Below are 19,146 nucleotides of genomic sequence, written 5' to 3'. Positions count from 1 at the left end.
CGACCGTCGGAGGGTCGCGGTGTCGGTGGCGGGTGCTGGACTGGTCCCATGAGCGACCACGCGACCACGATCAAGCGGTTCTGGGAGACCACGGAGGCTCGCGACTGGGTGGGCCTCGCCGAGGTGCTGGCTCCGGGGATGGTCTACGAGATGGCGCAGACCCGCGAGCGGATCCGGGGGCGCGAGGCGTTCCTGAGCTTCTTCGACGCCTACCCCGGCGACTGGCACCTCACCCTGAGACGGGTCGTCGCGGACGACGCCGGGGCCGCCTCGATGCTCGACTTCACCGTCGGCGAGGAGCAGATGGTCGGCATCAGCTTCTTCTCCTTCGACGACGACGGCCTGATCTCGCGCGTCGAGGACATCTGGCCCGAGCCCTACGAACCGCCCCCGGGGCGCGAGCACCTCACCGAGAGGTACTGACGCCCCGGCCCGGGATGGTCAGTCGCTCACGACTCGACGGTGGCGCTCAGTGCCGCCGTGCCCGGGTCCGTGCCTCCCATGTCGAGGCGGAACGGCGGGTACTCGTCGGTCATCAGCCCGGCGTACGCCCAGACCCGCAGCACCCAGCGGTTGAGGCCGAGCACGAGGTCGAAGACGCCACGCGGGTAGCGCCCGGTGAAGAGCAGGCCGATCGCGGCGATCAGCACCAGCACGCCGATCAGGCCGCCGCCTCCGGCGGAGCTGGCACCCGTGGTGTCGGCAGCCGCCCAGCCGCCGCCAAGGAACAGGCCGAGCACCAGGTAGTGCGGAATCGCGAGCAGCCACCACTTGACCAGGACCAGTCCACGGGAGAGGTGCTCGGGGTAGGCGACCTCGAGGTGGGCCGGGTAGTCGGGCTTGTCCTCGAGGCTGAACGGCGGGTACTGGTCGGTGCCCAGTGCGCCGCAGGCGTAGTAGGTCACCCGCCAGGTCCAGCGCAGGACCCCGACGTTGAAGTCGAAGATGCTGCGCGGGTAGCTGCCGGTGAACAGGATCGCGACGAACGCGAAGAAGCTCATCAGGACGAAGCCCAGCCAGAGGAAGACCAGGACGACGAAGTGCGGGATCGCCAGGATCCACTTGACCAGCCACAGCCACCTGCTCAGGTGCCCGTCGAGGGCGGCGTCCACGCGAACGGGGTACGCATGAGTGCTCATGATGTCCTTCCTTTCCGACAGCTCCAGCCTCGTCCGACGGAGGTCGGGGGGCCAGAGTCGGACGTCACGTTCGCTAGGGTCCGAGCGTCAGGAGGGAGGAGACATGGCACGACGCCACGTCGCGTTCTTCCGCAACCTCAACCACGGTCAGCGCGGCAGCCCGACCCGCGACCAGCTCCTGGAGGCGTTCGCCGCCGCGCACGCCACCGAGGTGACGCCGTTCCAGAGCAACGGGACGGTGATCTTCCGGGCCGCGGAGCCGACCCGCGTGGTCGACTTGGCGCGGGCGTCGCTCGGCGTGAGCGCGGGCTGGTCGGACATCGCGCCGGTACGCCGCGCGAGCTGGGTGCGCGACCTGGTCGACCACGTGGGCGAGGTCGCGGACAACGCCGAGATCTCGTTCTACGACGACCATCGCGACTTTCCCGAGCCACTCCCCTGGCGGCCCGAGGGCGGTCGGGTGACCGTGGTCCAGGCCGACCGCCTGCATGCGGTGTCGACCAACGACGAGCCGCGTACGTCGTACGCCACGCCCACGCTGGAGGCGCTGCTCGGCATCGGCGTCACCTCACGCGGGCTCGCGACGATGCAGAAGCTGGCCGAGCGCTTGCGCTGAGTGCTGCGCCGGGTGGTCACCCTTGCGGCGCGTGCGTTCGGCGCCCTCCTGGTCGATACTGGACGGCAGTCGTCGAGTTCACGGAGGTATGAGATGCGTGCGATCTGGAAGGGCGCGGTGTCGTTCGGGCTGGTCAGCGTGCCGGTGAAGCTGTACGCCGCGACCGAGTCGCACGACGTGTCGTTCCGGCAGGTGCATGCCACCGACGGTGGCCGGATCAAGTACCAGCGCGTCTGCGCGATCGACGGCGAGGAGGTCGACTACGCCGACATCGCCAAGGGGTACGAGACCGAGGACGGCGAGGTGGTGATCCTCACCGACGACGACATGGCCTCGCTGCCCTCGGAGTCGTCGCGCGAGATCGCGGTGGAGAAGTTCGTGCCCAGCGACCAGATCGACCCGATGCTGTTCGAGAAGTCCTACTACCTCGAGCCGGAGAAGACCGGCGCCAAGCCCTACGCCCTGCTCCGGCAGGCCCTGCTCGACGCCGACCGGATGGCCGTGGTGACGGTGGCGCTGCGCCAGCGCACCTCGGTGGGAGTGCTGCGGGTCAAGGACGACGTGATCGTGATGCAGACGATGATGTGGCCCGACGAGGTCCGCGTTCCCGACTTCAGCGTCGAGACCGGCGAGGTGAAGCCGGCCGAGGTGAAGATGGCCAACATGCTGGTCGAGACCCTGGCCGGCGACTTCGACGCCAGCGAGTTCGAGGACGACTACGCAGGGGCCGTCGAGGCGATGGTCAAGGCCAAGATCGAGGGCGGCGAGGTCAAGCGGACCCCGACGTCGACCAAGTCCTCCGGCGAGGTGGTCGACCTGCTGGCCGCGCTCCAGCGTTCGGTCGACGCCGCCAAGACGGCGCGCGGCGAGTCGACCGCCGACGACAAGGACGAGAAGAAGCCCGCCAAGAAGGCCGCCGCGAAGAAGACAGCGAAGAAGGCGCCCGCCAAGAAGGCCGCCAAGAAGGCCAGCTGAGATCGCTCCCCGCCCCAGCCCACCGAATCCGGCCACATCGACGCGTTCGTGACGTTACGGTGGCGAGCCGAACCCGTCCCTGACCCACGGAGCCGGCGTGACCATCTTGTGCTACCACTCCGTCGATCCGGCGTGGGAGTCGCCCTTGGCGATGAGGCCCGGCGAGTTCGCTGACCACGCCGCCTGGTTGGCACGACACCGCGCCGTCGTGCCACTGAGCGAGGCCGTGTCACGGCTGGACCGTCGCGGGCGCCTGCCCCGCGGCGTCGCGGCCCTGACCTTCGACGACGGCTTCAGCGGGGTCCTCGAGCACGCCCTCCCCGAGCTGCGCCGCCACGGCCTCCCGGCGACGGTGTTCCTCGTCGCGCAGACCCTGACCGAGGACGGCCTCGACGCCGGGTGGGTGCGTACGCCCCCGCCGTGGCCGCTCACGACGCTGAGCGTCGACGAGGTGCTCCACCTGCGCGACCTCGGTGTCGACCTGCAGTCGCACAGCTGGGCACACCACGACCTGCCGGACCTCGACGAGACCGCCTGCGAGCGCGACCTGCGCGAGAGCCGGGAGTTCCTCGAGGACCTTCTCCACGCCCCGGTGCCCTACCTCGCCTACCCGCGCGGGCTGCACGACGCGCAGGTGCGCCGCGCCGCCCTCCGGGCCGGCTACAGCCACGGCTTCGCGCTGCCGGAGGGCCCCGAGAAGGTCGACGCCTACGCGATCCCGCGGGTCGGCCTCTACCGGGGCAACAGCACCCGCACCCTGGCTGTGAAGGCCCACCGGCGCTACCTCGACGTACGTCACTCGCGCCTGCTGCGCCGGGGTCGCTGACCGGCCGGCCGGCGTCTGATCGACACCGGTCGACGGCGTCGGTACACAACATTGGGGAAAGCCCGCCGCAATCGACGTCTCGATGTTTCAGGGCTCTTATCCTGCCCGGAATCAGTCAATCTTCGGGGGACCCCATGGCTCGGACTCGTCGGCTCGCATTCCTGTCCACCGCTGCGGCCTCGGTCGCGATCGTGTTCGGCTTCGCAGCACCCGCTCACGCCGCTTACCAGACCACTCCCCTCACCCTGCCCTGGCACCCGGCCGGTCCGGTGCACAGCAGTGTCTCCCGCGACGGGGTGGTGTACCTCGGAGGGAAGCTCGACGGGATCGGCGGCATCGCCGCGCTGGATGCCGCCACGGGCAACCTGCTCTGGCAGGTCCCCGCCAACAGCGACGTCCGCGCGCTCGCGCTCTCCGACGACGGCACCCGGCTGTACGCCGGCGGGAGCTTCACCACCGTCGACGGGCAGGCCAGCACGCACGTGGCCGCACTCGACCTCCCCGGCCACACCGTGGTCGCCGGCTGGAAGGGACGGGCTGCCGGCATGGTCCGCGACCTGGTCGTCAGCGGCAACACCCTGTACCTGGCCGGCAAGATCACCACGGTCGACGGGGTGGCCCAGCGGGGGATGGGAGCCGTGGACGCGACCACCGGCCTGCGCGATGCCAGCTTCGCCTTCTCCGCGGACAACGACGTGCTGGCGCTGGCGCTGACCGGCAGCCGACTGGTGATCAGCGGGTCGTTCACCCAGGTCAACGGCACGCCGCGCGCCTCGCTGGCCTCCATCGACCTGTCGACCGACACGCTGACCGGATGGGCGCCTTCCCGGTTGTGCTCGGACTGCACCCAGTACTGGGACGTCCAGACCGACGGGACCAATGCCTACGTCGCGACCTCAGGCAACGCCGGCGGTGCCTTCAACCTGACCACCGGCCAGCAGCCCTGGCGCATCATCCGCGGTGACGGGGACTTCCAGTCGGTCTGGCTCCCCGGTGACGGGAAGGTCTACTACGGCGGGCACTTCGGGCAGGAGATCTGGAGCGGTGCCGCGAAGGTGAACGTCATCACCGCCAGCGTGGTGGCGTCGGTGTTCATCGCCAACGGTCAGATCGACACCGCCTGGACCCCGAAGATCTACAAGACCTACCCGGGCTGCTGGACGTTCACCTCCACCGACGGGAAGCTGTGGGTCGGAGGGGACTTCGGAGGCGAGCAGGTCAACGGCGTGAACAACAAGAAGCCGTTCCTGGCTGCTTATCCGGTCGTCTGACCCCCATACGCACTATTGGGTAAACGCAGCGCGAGCCCGCCGGATCCGCGCTCGTTCGCCTTATGCTCCGGCAAGACGTTGGTCGATTCTGGGGGGACTCACCATGCGCGTGAATCGTCGGCTTGCCTATGTGGCAGCCACATCATCATTGGCCGTTATCGGCGCGCTCGGCTTCGCCGCGCCCGCCCAAGCGAGCTACACCAACGAACCGATGTCGCTGGGGTGGAACCCGGCCGGGCCGGTTCACAGCAGTGCCAGCCAGGGCGGCGTGGTGTACGTCGGCGGGAAGCTCGACGGAATCGGCGGCATCGCCGCACTGGACGCCGCCACCGGCAACCTGCTCTGGCAGCTCCCAGCGAACGGCGACGTCCGGGCGCTCACACTGTCGGCGGACGGGAGCAAGCTGTACGCGGGTGGCGGTTTCAGCACCGTCGACGGCGCCAGCCACAAGCACCTCGTGGTGATCTCGACCGTCGACCACACCATCGTCTCGCCCTGGAAGGGCACGGCTTCGGGGATGGTGCGCGACCTGGTGGTGAACGGCGACACGCTCTTCGTGGGTGGTGCCTTCGCCAAGCTGAACGGTGTCGCCAACAAGGGCATCGGCGCGGTGAACGCGACCACCGGCGTCCGGGACGCGACGTTCAACCATGTCGCGGACGGAGACGTCGAGGGGCTCGCCCTGACACCGACCTCGTTGCTGCTGGTCGGCACGTTCCTGCACATCGACGGCCAGCCCCGCTCCTCGCTCGCCTCGATCAACCTCGCGGACAACTCGCTCACGTCGTGGGCTCCGCGCCGGTTCTGCAACGGTTGCGACACCTACTGGGACGTGCAGACCGACGGCACCTGGGCCTACGTCGGCGCCTCCGGGTTCGGCGGCAACTTCGCAGCCTTCAACCTGGCGACCGGGCAGCAGCGCTGGCCCTACGTCCACGCGGACGGGGATGTCCAGTCGGTCTTCCTGGCCGGCGACGGGAACGCGTACCTCGGCGGCCACTTCGGGACGTCCATCTACAACGTCGCGAACTCCCGCAACCAGGTGGCGGTCACGGTCGTCGCGGCCGTCAACGTGTCCACCGGGCAGCCCGACCCGACGTTCACACCCAAGATCTTCAAGACCTACCCGGGATGCTGGACCTTCGCGGCGACCCCGGGTCTGCTGTGGGCCGGGGGCGACTTCACCGGAGAGCTGCAGAACACCAGGAACAACCACAAGCCCTATCTCGCCGCCTATCCCGGGATCTGACCGCCCGGCTCAGGCCAGGAGGGGTCCGAGGGCGCTGAACCGCTTCAGCTCCGGGAAGAGTGAGAGCAGGTGGAGCTCGCGCCGCGTCTGTCGTAGCACGCCCAGGGACACCACGGCCGACACCAGCAGGGCGACCACGAAGCCCGGGTCCAGCACGACCTTGACGACGACCAGCACGGCCAGGCCCGCCGCGACCACGAGATAGGGGCGGATCCAGCGCCTGGCCTGGTCGCCCCAGCCGATCACCCGGATCAGGACGATCTCGTTGACGACGTTCTGGATCGCCATGGTGGCGCCGGCGCCGACCGCGGCGCCGGCCGCGCCGTACTTCGGGCTCAGGGCGAACGCCAGACCGATGCTGAGAGCGCTGACGCCGATGTTGGAGTACACCAGGAACTTCAGCTTCCCGTAGACCTGCAGCACGTAGATGTTGAAGCCCAGCGCGATGCTCACGTAGTAGCCGATGGACAGCGCCAACAGCACGGTGGAGGCATCGGCATAGCGCTGACCGAACAGCGTGACGGTCGTGACATGGGCGAACACCGTGGTCATCACCATGATCGGGAACGTCGTGACCGCCTGGAAGTGCGAGCTGTGCCAGTAGGTCTCACGGACGCCGTCGTGGTCGCCGCGGGTGTGCAGCCGCGCGGTCATCGGCAGGAACATCGTCACGAAGGTCTGGTAGACGATCTGGTTGAGCCTGGCCGCGGGCAGCACCGAGCGGAAGTTCGCCACGGCCACGCCGCCGCGGTAGTGACCGAGGATGATCACGCTGCCGGTGTTGGTGACCAGGTAGGCCAGCTCCTGGGTCATGGTCGGCACCGAGAACGAGAACACCTCTCGGAACGGGAAGACGATCCCGTCCGCCTTGCGGGGCAGCGGAGCGCCGCGGTCGCGCATCACGCCGAAGAACAACCAGACGTAGATGCCGATCCCGAAGGCACTGCTCAGCACGTACCCGAGCGCCAGCTCCTCGACCGATCCGTTGGTCATCGCGATGAAGATCACGACGCTGAGCTGCAGCGCCGGAGTCAGCACGTACTTGCGGATGAAGATCGCGGTCGGCCTGGAGAACACCGCGAAGACGGAGATGAAGACCTGGTCGAGTGCGTTGAGGGGAGCCAGGAACATCAGGATGAGCAGGACGCCGGTGAGATCGGGGTTGTCGAAGTTCCCACCGATCAGCGGTGCCAGGCCGGCGGCCATCGCTCCGAGGAGGACCACCGAGGTGACCGCGATCGCGCCGAAGGCCATCAGGATGGCGCCCCACATCCGGGCGTAGTCCTTCTCCTCCTCGTACTTCGCCAGGAACCGGCTCAGCAGCCGACCCTGGCCGAGGCTGAGCAGGATCCGGAGAGCCGCCGTGAGCGTGAACGCGTACGCGAAGGCGCCGAAGTCGGACTTGCTCAGCGCCCGGACGATGACGACCTGGGTGAGGACGGTGAAGAACAAGGAGAGCAGACGCCCCACCAGCAACAGCGACGAGCCGCGGACGTTCCGCCTGTTCAGCCGTTCGGCGTCGCTGTCGCCGCTCTCTGCCTTGCTGTCCGACATTCTGCCCCCGTCGCCTGTGCCGGGGTTCACGATAGGCGACCGCCGGGCGGGAGCGCGGCGCATCCGACCAAGTCCGGCTCAGGTCCTCCAGGAGTAGCCGTAGCGGCGCAGCAGCGGCCAGGTGCTCGTCGCGACGAGCAGGCGGTCGCGCCGGCTCATGGCCGTCTTCCACTCCTCGTCGACCCGGATCCGCACCGACCCCAACGTGAACCTGCTCGGGTTCCCGGCCACGATGTGGTTGGGCCCCAGGAGCACGGTGCTGGTGTCCTCGAACGGCGGTCGGCCGGCAACGCCCATCATCGTCAGCAACCGGTCCATCGACTCGACCGGATGCGCGCAGAAGTCCTCGTACCGCAACCGCAGCCAGTGCTGCGAGGGAAGGCGGCGGTGCAGGGCCTCGGTCCCCAGAGCGCTGGCCAGCCAGCGACGGACGGTCGAGGGCAGTCGTCGCGTCCCCATGGTGCGCGTCTCGTCGCCCACCGAGAAGCTCTTGGCGCGACGCCAGGAGTGCGCCACGGCACGAGGATCCCGCACGACATGCAGCACGAAGTGGTCGACCCCGGGGATCCCGGCCATCACCGCCGCATCCACCGGTCGCTTCGAGGTGTCGATGACGACGCCGGCGCCGGTCAGCTCGGCGAAGGTGAGCACCGCGACCCCGGTCACGTGCCGGACCAGGCGAAGCGCGTCCCACGTCTCCTCACCCCCGGCAGCGCTGCGCAGCACGCGCAGCCGGTTTCGTGTCTCGCCGAGCTCCTGCTGGGCCGCCACGATGTCTGCCACGGTCGGCGGTACGCCGTCCGGACCAGGGGTCGTGAGACACCGTTCGATCACACGCGACCACACCGCGCACTCCGTCGGCTTCTGGCCGCATCCGCACGGCCTCTCGTCGATCACCCCCCGCTGCCACAGCCAACGGATCTCTCCCGCTCCTGCGCATCCCGGGACCTCGCCCAGGATGCTCGCGAGCACGGTCGTGCCGCTGCGGCCGGCTCCCACGACCGACAAGACGGTGACCTGATCTCCCGATGTCGCCACGCTGCCCCCTCGAAACTCTGCGCGCCCGGCCGTTCCGGTCAGCTGACGCCCTCGCCGGTCGCCCAGCTGACACCTATCATGACGGTGTGGGCGATGGCCGGGGGACGATACAGCCGCGTGCCGTCAGCGAGCCTGCCGGGCACGCTGCTCCGCACGTGGGTCGGCGCCGGACTCTGGTCTGGGTGCTGTCGGCACTCGCGCTCGTCATCGCCGTGGTGCTGGTCTGGGTTCGCCCCTTCGGCGGTGGTGGAGACCGGCATCCGACCGGCTCCGTCTCGCCACCCTCGACCTCCCGCGGGGCACCTCTGGACTCCCGGGGTCGCCCCTACCGACCGTTCCATGACCGGTCCTGGTGGAACACACCGGTGCCGGTCAACGCACCCAGCAACCCGGCGGGCGCGCAGATCCTCGACTACCTCCGCACGGCTCCGGAGAGCGGGCAGGGCTGCCTGCGCCTCGCCGGCGCCCAGCGCAACAAGTGGGGCCAACCCGCCTACTGGGCCCACCGAGGCGACCCCCAGTACTCCGTCCAGGGCCTGCCGGCCGGCTCCCCGCCCGAGCTCAAGCACCTCCGGATCCCCGAGGGTGCGCGAAGCGCCGACAACTCCGACGGGACCATGTCGGTCTACGACATGGCCCGTGGCTACGTCGTGCTGATGACGGACGCCCACTACGACGCCGCCACCGACACCTGGTCCGCCTCGGGCGCCACCGTGACCTACCTGGACTCCAACGGACTCATCGACACCACGGGCAAGTCCGACAACCCGCGCAACGCCGGAACCCACCGCGGGAACAACGGCGCCACGTCGTACGTCCGCTACGACATGGTCAAGGCCGGTGACGTGCGCAACGTCCTCAAGATCGCCTCCGGCCCGGCGCTGGCGAACCGAGCCGTCTTCCCGATGACCGGGTCCGACGGCACGGTCACCGACCCGAGCGTCGGAGCCCCGCCCGAGGGACTCAGACTTCGCCTCAACCCCTCCCTTGACCTCCACCAGCTCGGCCTGCACCCGCAGGCACTGGTGATCGCCGAGGCGCTCCAGAAGTACGGCGTCTACCTCGGGGACTCCGGCGGAACCACCGCCCTCAAGCTCGAGGACACCCGAGCCGAGGGCCAGGGCCAGCTCTGGACCGTCACCGCCGACGACCTGTGCATGCTGCCGTTCACGTCCCAGTTCTGGGACGTCCTGCCGGAAGGGTACGACCCGAGTGCGCACTGACACGGTCCCCGACTTCCTCTACATCGGCACCAGCAAGGCCGGTTCGACGTGGCTCTTCAACGCCCTGGCGGTCTGCCCTGACGTGTGGCTGGCGTCCAACAAGGGGCTCTACTTCTTCGACGCGCACTACGAGCGGGGCGTGGACTGGTACCGCCAGCAGTTCCAGGACGCCGAGGGGCGCGCCGTCGGCGAGTTCTCCCACTCCTACCTCTCCTCGCCCGAGGCCCCGCCGAGGATCGCGGCGTACTCCCCCTCGATGCGTCTGCTGGTGTGCCTGCGCGAGCCGGTCGACCGGGCCTTCTCCGACTACCTCGACCTGGTCAAGAACAACGGCTACACCGGATCCTTCACCGACGCCGTCGTGCAGCACCCGCGCCTGCTGGACCGCGGCCGGTACGCCACGCACCTCTCGCGCTACCTCGAGCACTTCCCCATGAGCCAGATCCACGTCGGTCTGTTCGACGACCTCAAGACCGGCGCGCAGGCCTACGCCGACGAGGTCTACGACTTCCTCGGGCTGGACCGGCTCATGCTCTCGGAGGGTGACCTCAAGGCGCGGATGCCCGCCGGACGCCCCCGCAACGCAGCCGTCGTGGGCCTGGCCAAGCGCGCCTCCAAGGGCGCCGCCTCCCTCGGCCTGCGTCGGTGGCGCTCGAGGATCAAGCGGTCGACGGTGGTCCGTTCGGCGCTCTACAAGCAGTACCGCGACGACAAGCCGCGCCTGGATCCGTCGGTCCGCGACGAGCTGCGCGCGGGCTTCGCCGACGAGGTGGCGCGACTCGACCACCTGCTCGGCCGGCCCGTGTCGCAGACGTGGGGGTATGACCCCGCCGAGGTCAGCTGACCGGTTCCAGCTCGGCCGCCCGCTCGCGGGACCTCTCCATGTAGCTCGCACTGCGGTGGAGTGCCACCATGATGAAGGCCATCCAGTAGAACTTGTAGCCGAGGTTCGACAGGAAGAGCGACGCCTGATACGTGCCGAGCAGCGCTGCCAGCGGCGGCCCCCGGACCGAACGGGGCAACCGACCCGCCTCGAAGATCGTCAGCCCGAGGACGGCGAAGAACAGCAGCAGGCCGGGGACGCCGAGCTCGATGGCCACCAGCAGGATCACGTTGTGCGGCTGGTAGGAGCCGCCGCTCCCGGCGAGCACGTCCGCTCCGGGCACCGTCGGCTGCGTGAGTGCGTAGACGATCGGGAACGTGTCCCAGCCCGACCCGACCGTGCAGTACTCGGGGCAGGCAGCGAGACCGACCTTCCAGATGCTGGTCCGGCCGGAGGTCGACGTGGTCGACACGTTCCGCTCGGCCAGACCGAAGGGGTGCAGGAAGAACGCGATCAACCCGGCAGCGATGGCGGTGACCAGGTAGGTGGCCAGGGTCCGGCGTCCCCACGGCGCGACCGCGATCAGCACCAGCAGGCAGAGCACCGCGGACAACATGCCTCCGCGCGAGCCGGTCATCACGATGCCGAGGAACATCAGGAAGGCGAATCCGGCGTGCAGGCGCCGCGTGCTGGCCCGCGGCGCGGTGACCGACCGCTGCAGACAGATGCACAGCGGCAGCAGGAAGGCGACGGCGTTGTTGTTGGGGCCGAGCAGGTCGTTGCCGAAGCGGCTCGTGGGGCTCGGGGGGAGCCCCGGCGTGTCGTTGGGGAAGCCTCCGAGGAGGGTGAACTGCACCATGCCGTAGGCCACCGCGGCGAGGCCACCGACGATCAGTCCCTGCTCGACCCGGCGCAGGATGTCACGGTCGATCGGGCTCATCGAGACCAGGACGTAGATGGCGATCAGGCTGCCGATCTCCAGGATCCCGTTCGCGGTCAGGCCGGGATCGAGGCTCCACAGGGTCGTGCTCGAGGCGACCGCGAGGAAGCCCAGCCAGAGGAACACCGTTCCCGACAGGGGCGCGGGCTGCCGCTGACTGACCGCGAGGCGGAGCACGAGCCCGATCAGCACCAGGAGCCCGAGGATCGAGGAGAGCGAGCCGAACCGCGAGTGGCCGACCGCGAGCAGGCTCCCGAACGGGATGGATGCGGCGAAGGCGGGCAACGCCACGGACAGCGGCTTTCGCAGGCACGTCAGGACGACGAGGAACGCGATCGGAGCCAGGATGACGAGCATCAGGAGGGACATGCAGCCACCTCCCGACGCCGTGGAACCGCCGCTGTCAGCACGGCGTCGGCGCCCAGGACGCGTGCTAGCCTGACGCTCCTTCCCCGGGCGGCGGATGCCCCCGGACCGAGCAGGCGGCGGGGGCACGGTTGGAGAACGAGCGTCTCGTACAGACTCTCGAGCAGCGCATCGCCCCGCACATCGACACCTGGTTCCCCGAGCAGCCACACTCCGGGCTCGAGGTCCGCGTCTTCGCGGATCGACCCTCCTGTGTCCTGCTCACCGTCCATCTCGACGGGGCCGAGGGGCCGGTGGCGCTGGCCAAGGCCCGTCGCGACTCCCCCGGAGGTCCCGGTGCCGGAAGTCGCCCGCGGCTGCGGCGTGAGAAGGCGACCGCGGAGGAGCTCACCCTCCTCGAATGGGCCGGGCTGACGACGATCCAGGAAACCTGCGGCGACGTCGCCGGGGTGGGCGTCGTCCGTCCCCTGCTCCTGATGCCTGAGGCCGCGACCCTGGTCATGTCGTTCGTGAACGCTCCGACGTTGCGCAGCTCGGTGCTCGAGCTCAGCCGGCTGCGACCCGGCCGGAGCGGGCCGGGCGTCGCGGTCACCGGTTGCGGGCTCGCGGGGACCTGGCTGCGCCACTTCCAGGAGCGAGCCCCGGTCTCGGACCGCCCGATCCAGCAGGGCACCCGTGACGACGTGGTCGAGCGGCTGCGTGCCTACGGGGCCTACCTCGACTCGCCGAAGTGGGACGTGCTCGTCACGGAGGGCGTGAAGCTCGCCACCGAGGTCCTCCCCCGCGAGCTGCGACTGGCCGCGGGTCACGGCGACTTCGCACCGCGCAACATGCTGATGGGGGACGATCGACTGACCGTCATCGATCCCCTGCCGCGGTGGCGGGTCCCGGTGTACGACGACCTGTGCCGCTTCCTGGTCGGGCTCCGCCTGATCGGTGAGCAGGTCCACACCCACGGGTTGGCGTTCTCCTCCACGACCCTGGACCCGCTCGAGGAGGCCGCCATCGCGTCGTACCTCCCGCCGGAGGCCGACCGGGCCGGGCTGCGCGCCTACCAGCTGCTCATCCTGATGGACAAGTGGACCGCGATGATCGACGGCCCACGCCAAGGCGTGTCGGGAAGGCTGACCAGGCGGTCGGCGGCGCTGGCCGACCACCTGGTCCGCGGCGAGGCCGAGCGACTGCTCGGCCTCGCCCGAGCCGGTGCCTGACATCTCAGCCCTTGAGGACGAGTGGCTTCAGGCGCCCGCGCGTCCGGGTCCGGGTCACCATGACGACGCCCGTGGGGGCGCCGGTGTCGTAGCCCTCGGCCAGCAGGCGCAGCTTGCGGGTGCTGATCCCCTCCGGAGCCATCAGCAGCGTGTAGGACTGTTCCTCGGGAGCGCTGACCCAGAGCTCCGCGTCGTCGAGTGCCTGCACCTTCGGAACGGGCGACGCCGTGGTTCCGTTGGGCCGCTTCTGTGGCCGCCTTCCGGTGCGGATCTTCCCGAAGACCTCGGTCATCGACGTGGCGAGCATCTGGGCCTGGGTGCTGTGCGGCGCTGCCACGTTGACGGCGGTGGCCGGAGTGCCCAGGAGTCGTCGGCAGAGCAGCCCGACACCGCGATCGGTGGACGCATCGGGAGGTCCGTGTCGTGGCAGGCTGACCCGCCCGATGACGGGCGAGCCGGTGACCTCCTGAACGGTCGACGCGTCGACCACCGGCCGTCGGAAGACCAACAACAGCCCGACCAGCGCAACCCCTCCGAGCAGCCCGGCCAGCAGCCCCAACGCCACCGACATCGAGCCGCCGGCGACCTTGGGCACCTTCTTGGCCAGGATGGCGTTGTGTTGCGTCGTGAAGGTCGTGACGGAGTCGGAGTACTTGTTCAGCTCGAACATCAGCGTGGCCGCGGCCGCGTTGGCGATGTCGATCGCCTGCTTGGCTGTCCGGGCGTGTGCCACGACGTCCAGCACCACGTTGTCCTGGGCCGCGATCAGCTGCACCTTCGACGGGATCACGTTGCCGTTGGCCTGGTTCAGCAGCCCGCGCACGGTCTCCTCGACCGCGCCGTTGTTGAACACCGACTCGGCGAAGCGCGGCAGTGGGGTGGTGTTGGGCAGCAGCAACGGCTTGCTCGGGCCCACCTGTGCGGTCGCGGTGTACTCAGCGGTACGGCGCGAGAGCAGGAAGGGAACCAGCACCCCGAGGAGCAGCACCATCGCGAGCACGAGCACCGCATAGCGCCGTAGTCCCCACATCAGGGTGGCCCATACGTCGGACCCGCGCTCCGCCCGACCTCCTGTCACGGCGCCAACAGTAGACGGCCAGCGGTCATCGGGCGGGCCGACCGCGAGCTCCTTGACCGTCACGGCGCCAACGCTCCGTAGGGAAGCACGGCGTCGAGGCCCGGACGGAACCCGTCGCACCGGGAGGTGTCGACGAACCCCGGATCCTGGGACACCGCGAGGTTGCCGTATCCGCGTTGCTGCTTCTGCACCATCTTCCTCACTTCCGGACGGAGAAGCTGTTCGGTGTTCACTGCGATGTTGCTGATCAACCGGACCCCACGCGTGCGCCCGCGCGGGAACCGGATCATGGCCGGCGCGCTGCCGCCACCGACGATGTTCTTGCTGATCTTGACGTGGTGGGGCCGACCGCGTACGTCGATTCCCAAGGCGCCCCCGTAGATCGTGTTCAGCCGGACCTGCACCCGGACCGGCGCCCCGGCACCCGAGCCGATCCGCACGTTGGGCTGGTCCTCGGAGTTGAACACGACGTTGCGCGCAACCGTCCCGGAGGCGCCCGACACCATCGACCCGAGAAAGAGGTTGGTGGATCCGGCGGGAGGCGAGGGGAGCCCGTGCAGGCAGTTGCCGACGAACCTGAACCCGAACGGCTCGCCGACGCCGAAGCCCGTGATCAACACGTTGGCCCTGCCCGTGGTGCCGCTGAACTCGCTGTTCTCCCACGTCCAGTGCTGACCTCCGATCACCTTGACCATGAAGGACGGCTGGGACCGGGCGTGCTGGTCGCCTGCGACGTCGAGGTTGTCGATCAGCCAGTACTCGGGACGGCGCAAGGACACCGAGCCGTCCAGGACGGGGTTCTCGCCCGGGTAGGAGAGAACGGTGATCGGGGCGGTCGAGGTTCCGTCGTGCAGCCGGACGTGGTCGATCTGCTCGTGGTAGGTACCCCCGCGCACGAAGAGCACCTGGCCCGCGTAGATCCGGCGCAGGGCATGGGTCAGGGTGCGCCACGGTCGGTCGATGCTGCCAGTGGCGTGGTTGTCGCCCGTGGGGCTCACGTAACGCACCAGAGACGGCTTGGTCGGCACGGGTGGTGGAGGAGGCGGGGTGACCGTCCGCGGCGCTCCGGCGTGCACCACATCCTGCCCATCGGAGCACGCGACCAGGGTCGGCACCAGGAGAGCCACGGCGGCGGCGGTGCGCACGAACCGACGGGTCATCTCCGCCTCCGGAGTGCGGTGCCGGCGACGTTGGCCAGGTCGGTGGCGAAGGGTTGGGGGTCGCGGGCCGACCAGATGGCATGCGTGCGAGGTCCGCGCAACGACGACAACCAGTCGCGCGCCGTGAGCTCGCCGCGCCGGATTCCGACCACGGCGGCCTGGACGTCGCGACGCACGTCCAGCCAGGTGGTGTCGAGGTACTGCTGGGTACGCCGGGTGGGCAGCGGCAGGCCCGCGGCGTCGCAGTAGGCGGTGTAGACCAGCTCGACGCCACCGCCCTCGGCGATCGCGGAACGCCCCGTCGGCCGACCGACGTTGGGCTCGATGATCATCATGGTGCCGGTGCGTGAGTCGCGCTTCATCTCGAGGTAGGCCAGACCCTGGTACGGCACGGAGCCGAAGACCCTCAGCGTCTCCTTGAGCACCTCGTCGTTGCGGCACTCCTCGCCCGAGGCGCTGGTGCCGACGTGCGGCGGCCACTGGCGCAGCTTGCGCGCCACGAAGGTGACCAGCGGAGCGCCGGTGGCGTCGAAGTAGGCATTGCAGGAGAAGAGGGCGTCCTCGGGCCCCTCGACCCACTCCTGGGCCAGCAGCACCGGGGCCCATCCTGCGACCCGGTCGTAGACATCGAGCAGCTCCTCGGGGCTACGCACCGGGATTCCCTTGGCGCTGGTGTGGGCCAGCCATTCCTCCGCCTTGACCGGTGGCTTCAGCAGGCTCGGCCAGGTGAGCACCTCGGCGGCCTTCTCGGCGTCGGCCCGGCTGCGCAGCACCTCGGTTCGCGGCGCCGCGAGGCCGTGGAGGTGGGCATGGTCGGCGAAGCGCACCTTGTCCATGAGCAGGTCGATGCCATCGTGGTCGCCGAGCGGCAGGCGGAACAGGTCGAGCAGCTCGTCGCGGTGCAAGGAGAGCGCCCAGACCGCGCCGTCGGTGCACGGCACGAGCACCGCACGATCCGGCCCGAGCCGCCGCGCCAGCCGGCGCAGGGTGTCGACCAGCGCTGGTCCGGACAGCCGCGACTCGACCACCTCGACGCAGGCGTTGGTACGCGCACCGAAGTGACGGCGGTCCGAGGCCACTCCGTACACGCGAACGCCCCGGTCTGCGAGGATCCGCGCGGTCTGGAGGCCGGTGATGTTGTCGAGCCCGACGACCACCGCTGCGGGGCCGTCCCCCCACGGTCGGCGCCGGGAGTCAGGCTTCTTCATCCGCCTCCTCCGCCTGGATCGTCTCCGTGGTGAGCACGAGGTCGAAGACGTGGTTGACGGACGCGATGGTCGGGTCGGCTGCAGCCGGCTTGCGCTCCTTGTCGAGGATCTCCAGGGTGTCCTCCATCGCCTTGACCGCGGCCCGCATCGGCTGGTTGGCCAGGATCACCATCGAGAAGCCCTTCGCGTGCAGCTCGTCGGCGGTGTAGTCGGGGAACAAGGTCGGCACGGCGACCAGCGGCTTGTCGATGCCGGTGGCATGCCAGGCGTCGAGGAAGTCGGTGATCTCGGTGAGCGTCTTGTCCTTACTGTGGATCAGGATCGCGTCCGCGCCGGCCTCTGCGTACGCGGTGGCGCGCTCCATGGCGGCGTCGACACCGTGTCCTGCGATCAGGGCCTCGACGCGCGCGATGACCACGAACAGCTCGGAGTCCCTGCCCTCCACCGCGGCCTTGAGCCGACGAGACTGCTCCTTGACCGGGATCAGCTCTCGCTTGGACTTGCCCTGGTAGAGGCTGTTGCGCTTGGGGAAGAGGTTGTCCTCGATGCAGACGGCCGCCACACCGGCGCGGTCGAACTCGACGGCGGTGCGCACGACGTTGCTGAACCCGCCGAAGCCGTTGTCGCAGTCGACGACCACCGGCAGCTCGGTGACACCCTCGATCGCACGGGTCACCGCAAGGGTCTCGCTCATGGTCACCAGGTTGAGGTCCGGAAGGCCGTAGGCCATGGCCGAGACGCCGAACCCGCTCACCCACACGGCGTCGAAGTCGTAGTTCCCGATCAGCCGGGCGCTCATCGCGTCGTGGGCGCCGACCGCCACTACCGGCTTGTCATCGGCCAGGCCGTTGCGAAGTCGCAGACGCTTGGCGTCAGCGCGGCTCAGGCTGGGTCGGTCAGAGTACGTGTTCGCCATCTCGGATCTCCTCGTCAAGTTTTGCGTTGTCATGGGCCCGCACCAGTTCGACGATGCGTTCACCGATCAGGCGCTGAGAATCCACCGCCATGGCCCCGATGTGCGGTGTGAGGACGACGTTGTCCATGTCGGCGAAGCGGGACCGGGTCCCCTCGCCTTCGATCTCGTGCACGTCGAGGGCTGCCCCCGCGACGGTGTCGGCGCGGTTCAGCGCCTCGAAGAGTGCTGCCTCGTCGACCACCCCGCCGCGCGCGACGTTGATCAGGAGCGATCCGGGCTTCATCCGGCTCAGCGCTTCGGAGCCGATCAGATGCCGGGTCGACTCGTCGAGCGGGGTGTGCAAGCAGAGGAAGTCTGCCGTGGTGAGCACCTCGTCGAAGTCGGTGAGCCGCACACCGCGCCCCAGCAGCTGCTGCGCGATGGTGTCGTTGGGGTTGGCCACGCAGCCGATGGCGCGCATCCCCCACGACGCACCCATCTGGCCGACCAGCGCGCCGATGTTGCCGGCTCCGACGATGCCGAGCGTCTTGCCGTGCAGCAGCGGACCCCCCAAGGACGGCTTCGGCCAGTGGCCGTCGCGCAGCGCACGGTCGGCCACCGTCACCTTGCGAGCCAGCGAGAGGAGGAGCGCGAAGGTGAACTCGGCGACCGGAGGCGCCGACATGCCGGGGATCTTGACCACCCGCAGCCCCTGGGCGCGCGCCTGGTCGAGGTCGATGTTGTCGAGACCCGCCCCAGCGCGGACCAGCAGCTCGAGACCGGGCGCAGCGGCGAGCACGTCCGCCGAGAGCATCACCCCGCTGCGGAGGACCACGACGTCCCGGTCGGCGATCGCCTCCTTGAGCGCCTCGCGTGTCGTCGAGGCCGGCTTGACCACGTCATGCGACTCCGAGAGGACCTCCACGGTCCCGGGGTCGATCGGGCTGGCCAACAGGATCTTCACGAGTTCTTCGCCTTCCATGATGATTCGATTGCGGCCGCGACCTCGGACACGGCGGCATCCAGCGGCCGGTCGACATCCACGACCACGAACTGAGGAACGAGCGGGGCCAGCTCCAGATACTGCTGACGGCGTCTTTCGAGCCACGCCACCGTGGCCTCGGGCTTGCGCGCATGGAGCACCTCGGCGGGTGCGTCCAGCATGATCACCAGCTCTGGCTTGGGGTAGACCCGCGCGAGCATCCAGCCGTGCAACCGCTCGGCTACTCCGCGGCGCCGTCCGGCATCGACGTCGGCGTGGTAGTAGTCGAGGTAGAAGTGCCGGTCGAAGACCACGATCCGTCCCCTGAGGCCGGCGGCGAGCGCCACCAGCTGACGCAGCCACTCCTCGGTCATCCAGACGCTCAGCCGCGCCGTGTTCCGCAACGCAGCCCCACGCCCCGGAGGCGCAGACGGCGCGTCGCCGACGTCACGCAGGCTGCTGGCCACCAGGTCCGGCCGGCCGCCCCGCGCCCGCTTCGCGGCCAGGAGCAGCCGTGTCGTGGGTAGCAGCAGCGTGCTCGCCTCGAGGTTGACTCCCATGTAGATCACCGTCACCGGTGCCGGAAGCGACG

19 protein-coding genes are annotated in these 19,146 nt (G+C 69.4%); 9 read left to right on the top strand and 10 right to left on the bottom strand.

All coding sequences use genetic code 11. From position 1 onward, the window contains the following. The first annotated feature begins 48 nt into the window (after positions 1 to 48). Complete coding sequence (locus E3N83_RS00090; RefSeq protein WP_151081415.1) at positions 49 to 423, top strand: nuclear transport factor 2 family protein; 375 nt, start codon at positions 49 to 51, stop codon at positions 421 to 423. A gap of 26 nt (positions 424 to 449) precedes the next feature. Here the strand turns inward: E3N83_RS00090 and E3N83_RS00085 are convergent, their stop codons facing one another. Further along, complete coding sequence (locus tag E3N83_RS00085) at positions 450 to 1,139, bottom strand: DUF4389 domain-containing protein (protein WP_151081414.1); 690 nt, start codon at positions 1,137 to 1,139, stop codon at positions 450 to 452. Positions 1,140 to 1,242: 103 nt separating this feature from the next. Between E3N83_RS00085 and E3N83_RS00080 the strand changes: the two genes are divergently transcribed. From E3N83_RS00080 to E3N83_RS00060, 5 genes are all read left to right on the top strand, one after another. Further along, positions 1,243 to 1,755, top strand: a complete 513-nt coding sequence (locus E3N83_RS00080; protein WP_151081413.1) for a hypothetical protein — start codon at positions 1,243 to 1,245, stop codon at positions 1,753 to 1,755. A 93-nt stretch (positions 1,756 to 1,848) separates the two neighbouring features. Then, positions 1,849 to 2,730, top strand: a complete 882-nt coding sequence (gene ku, locus E3N83_RS00075; RefSeq protein ID WP_151081412.1) for a non-homologous end joining protein Ku — start codon at positions 1,849 to 1,851, stop codon at positions 2,728 to 2,730. Between the two features lie 226 nt (positions 2,731 to 2,956). Next, positions 2,957 to 3,556, top strand: coding sequence for a polysaccharide deacetylase family protein (locus E3N83_RS00070; protein ID WP_191907886.1), 600 nt, complete (start codon positions 2,957 to 2,959; stop codon positions 3,554 to 3,556). A gap of 134 nt (positions 3,557 to 3,690) precedes the next feature. Further along, the gene (locus E3N83_RS00065) at positions 3,691 to 4,827 is read left to right on the top strand and encodes a PQQ-binding-like beta-propeller repeat protein (protein ID WP_151081410.1); all 1,137 of its coding nucleotides are present in this window, start codon (positions 3,691 to 3,693) and stop codon (positions 4,825 to 4,827) included. A gap of 130 nt (positions 4,828 to 4,957) precedes the next feature. Beyond that, positions 4,958 to 6,076, top strand: coding sequence for an outer membrane protein assembly factor BamB family protein (locus tag E3N83_RS00060; protein WP_191907885.1), 1,119 nt, complete (start codon positions 4,958 to 4,960; stop codon positions 6,074 to 6,076). 9 nt (positions 6,077 to 6,085) lie between these two features. Here the strand turns inward: E3N83_RS00060 and E3N83_RS00055 are convergent, their stop codons facing one another. Together E3N83_RS00055 and E3N83_RS00050 are read right to left on the bottom strand one after the other, a co-directional pair. Then, positions 6,086 to 7,630, bottom strand: coding sequence for an oligosaccharide flippase family protein (locus tag E3N83_RS00055; protein WP_191907884.1), 1,545 nt, complete (start codon positions 7,628 to 7,630; stop codon positions 6,086 to 6,088). Positions 7,631 to 7,708: 78 nt separating this feature from the next. Continuing rightward, on the bottom strand, positions 7,709 to 8,413 hold the full coding sequence (locus E3N83_RS00050; RefSeq protein WP_151081407.1) for a sulfotransferase: 705 nt from the start codon (positions 8,411 to 8,413) through the stop codon (positions 7,709 to 7,711). 437 nt (positions 8,414 to 8,850) lie between these two features. On the opposite strand from E3N83_RS00050, the gene E3N83_RS00045 reads away from it, so the two are divergent. Then, positions 8,851 to 9,891, top strand: coding sequence for a hypothetical protein (locus tag E3N83_RS00045; protein WP_191907883.1), 1,041 nt, complete (start codon positions 8,851 to 8,853; stop codon positions 9,889 to 9,891). Beyond that, positions 9,881 to 10,735, top strand: a complete 855-nt coding sequence (locus E3N83_RS00040) for a sulfotransferase domain-containing protein (RefSeq protein WP_151081405.1) — start codon at positions 9,881 to 9,883, stop codon at positions 10,733 to 10,735. The genes E3N83_RS00045 and E3N83_RS00040 overlap by 11 nt, the downstream gene beginning before the upstream one ends. Here the strand turns inward: E3N83_RS00040 and E3N83_RS00035 are convergent. After that, positions 10,728 to 12,023: an O-antigen ligase family protein gene (locus E3N83_RS00035; RefSeq protein ID WP_151081404.1), complete on the bottom strand. Its 1,296-nt coding sequence runs from the start codon at positions 12,021 to 12,023 to the stop codon at positions 10,728 to 10,730. The genes E3N83_RS00040 and E3N83_RS00035 overlap by 8 nt on opposite strands. 128 nt (positions 12,024 to 12,151) lie before the next feature. Here E3N83_RS00035 and E3N83_RS00030 point away from each other — a divergent pair, with 128 nt between their 5' ends. Next, entirely contained in the window at positions 12,152 to 13,231 is a 1,080-nt protein-coding gene (locus E3N83_RS00030; RefSeq protein WP_151081403.1) for a hypothetical protein, read from the top strand. A gap of 4 nt (positions 13,232 to 13,235) precedes the next feature. Here E3N83_RS00030 and E3N83_RS00025 read toward each other — a convergent pair whose 3' ends face one another. From E3N83_RS00025 to E3N83_RS00005, 6 genes are read right to left on the bottom strand one after another with little or no spacing between them, the layout of a single operon-like run. Next, on the bottom strand, positions 13,236 to 14,309 hold the full coding sequence (locus E3N83_RS00025) for a hypothetical protein (protein ID WP_151081402.1): 1,074 nt from the start codon (positions 14,307 to 14,309) through the stop codon (positions 13,236 to 13,238). 59 nt (positions 14,310 to 14,368) lie between these two features. Beyond that, entirely contained in the window at positions 14,369 to 15,469 is a 1,101-nt protein-coding gene (locus E3N83_RS19360) for a DUF1565 domain-containing protein (RefSeq protein ID WP_191907882.1), read from the bottom strand. Next, complete coding sequence (locus tag E3N83_RS19355) at positions 15,466 to 16,677, bottom strand: carboxylate--amine ligase (RefSeq protein WP_191907881.1); 1,212 nt, start codon at positions 16,675 to 16,677, stop codon at positions 15,466 to 15,468. The genes E3N83_RS19360 and E3N83_RS19355 overlap by 4 nt, the downstream gene beginning before the upstream one ends. Further along, positions 16,664 to 17,593 carry an isocitrate lyase/phosphoenolpyruvate mutase family protein gene (locus E3N83_RS00015; protein WP_191907880.1) on the bottom strand — a complete coding sequence of 310 codons (930 nt, stop codon included), beginning with the start codon at positions 17,591 to 17,593 and terminating at the stop codon, positions 16,664 to 16,666. The genes E3N83_RS19355 and E3N83_RS00015 overlap by 14 nt, the downstream gene beginning before the upstream one ends. Further along, complete coding sequence (locus tag E3N83_RS00010; RefSeq protein WP_191907879.1) at positions 17,574 to 18,536, bottom strand: NAD(P)-dependent oxidoreductase; 963 nt, start codon at positions 18,534 to 18,536, stop codon at positions 17,574 to 17,576. Before E3N83_RS00010 ends, E3N83_RS00015 begins: the two co-directional genes overlap by 20 nt. Further along, positions 18,533 to 19,114, bottom strand: coding sequence for a nucleoside/nucleotide kinase family protein (locus tag E3N83_RS00005; protein ID WP_151081399.1), 582 nt, complete (start codon positions 19,112 to 19,114; stop codon positions 18,533 to 18,535). The genes E3N83_RS00010 and E3N83_RS00005 overlap by 4 nt, the downstream gene beginning before the upstream one ends. Between the last annotated feature and the right edge of the window lie 32 nt (positions 19,115 to 19,146).

It is taken from the genome of Nocardioides cynanchi (assembly GCF_008761635.1).
GTDB classification, from domain to species: Bacteria; Actinomycetota; Actinomycetes; order Propionibacteriales; family Nocardioidaceae; genus Nocardioides; species Nocardioides cynanchi.
The sequence above is the reverse complement of the archived record's forward strand: the minus strand, read 5'-3'. Positions and strand labels throughout refer to the sequence as shown.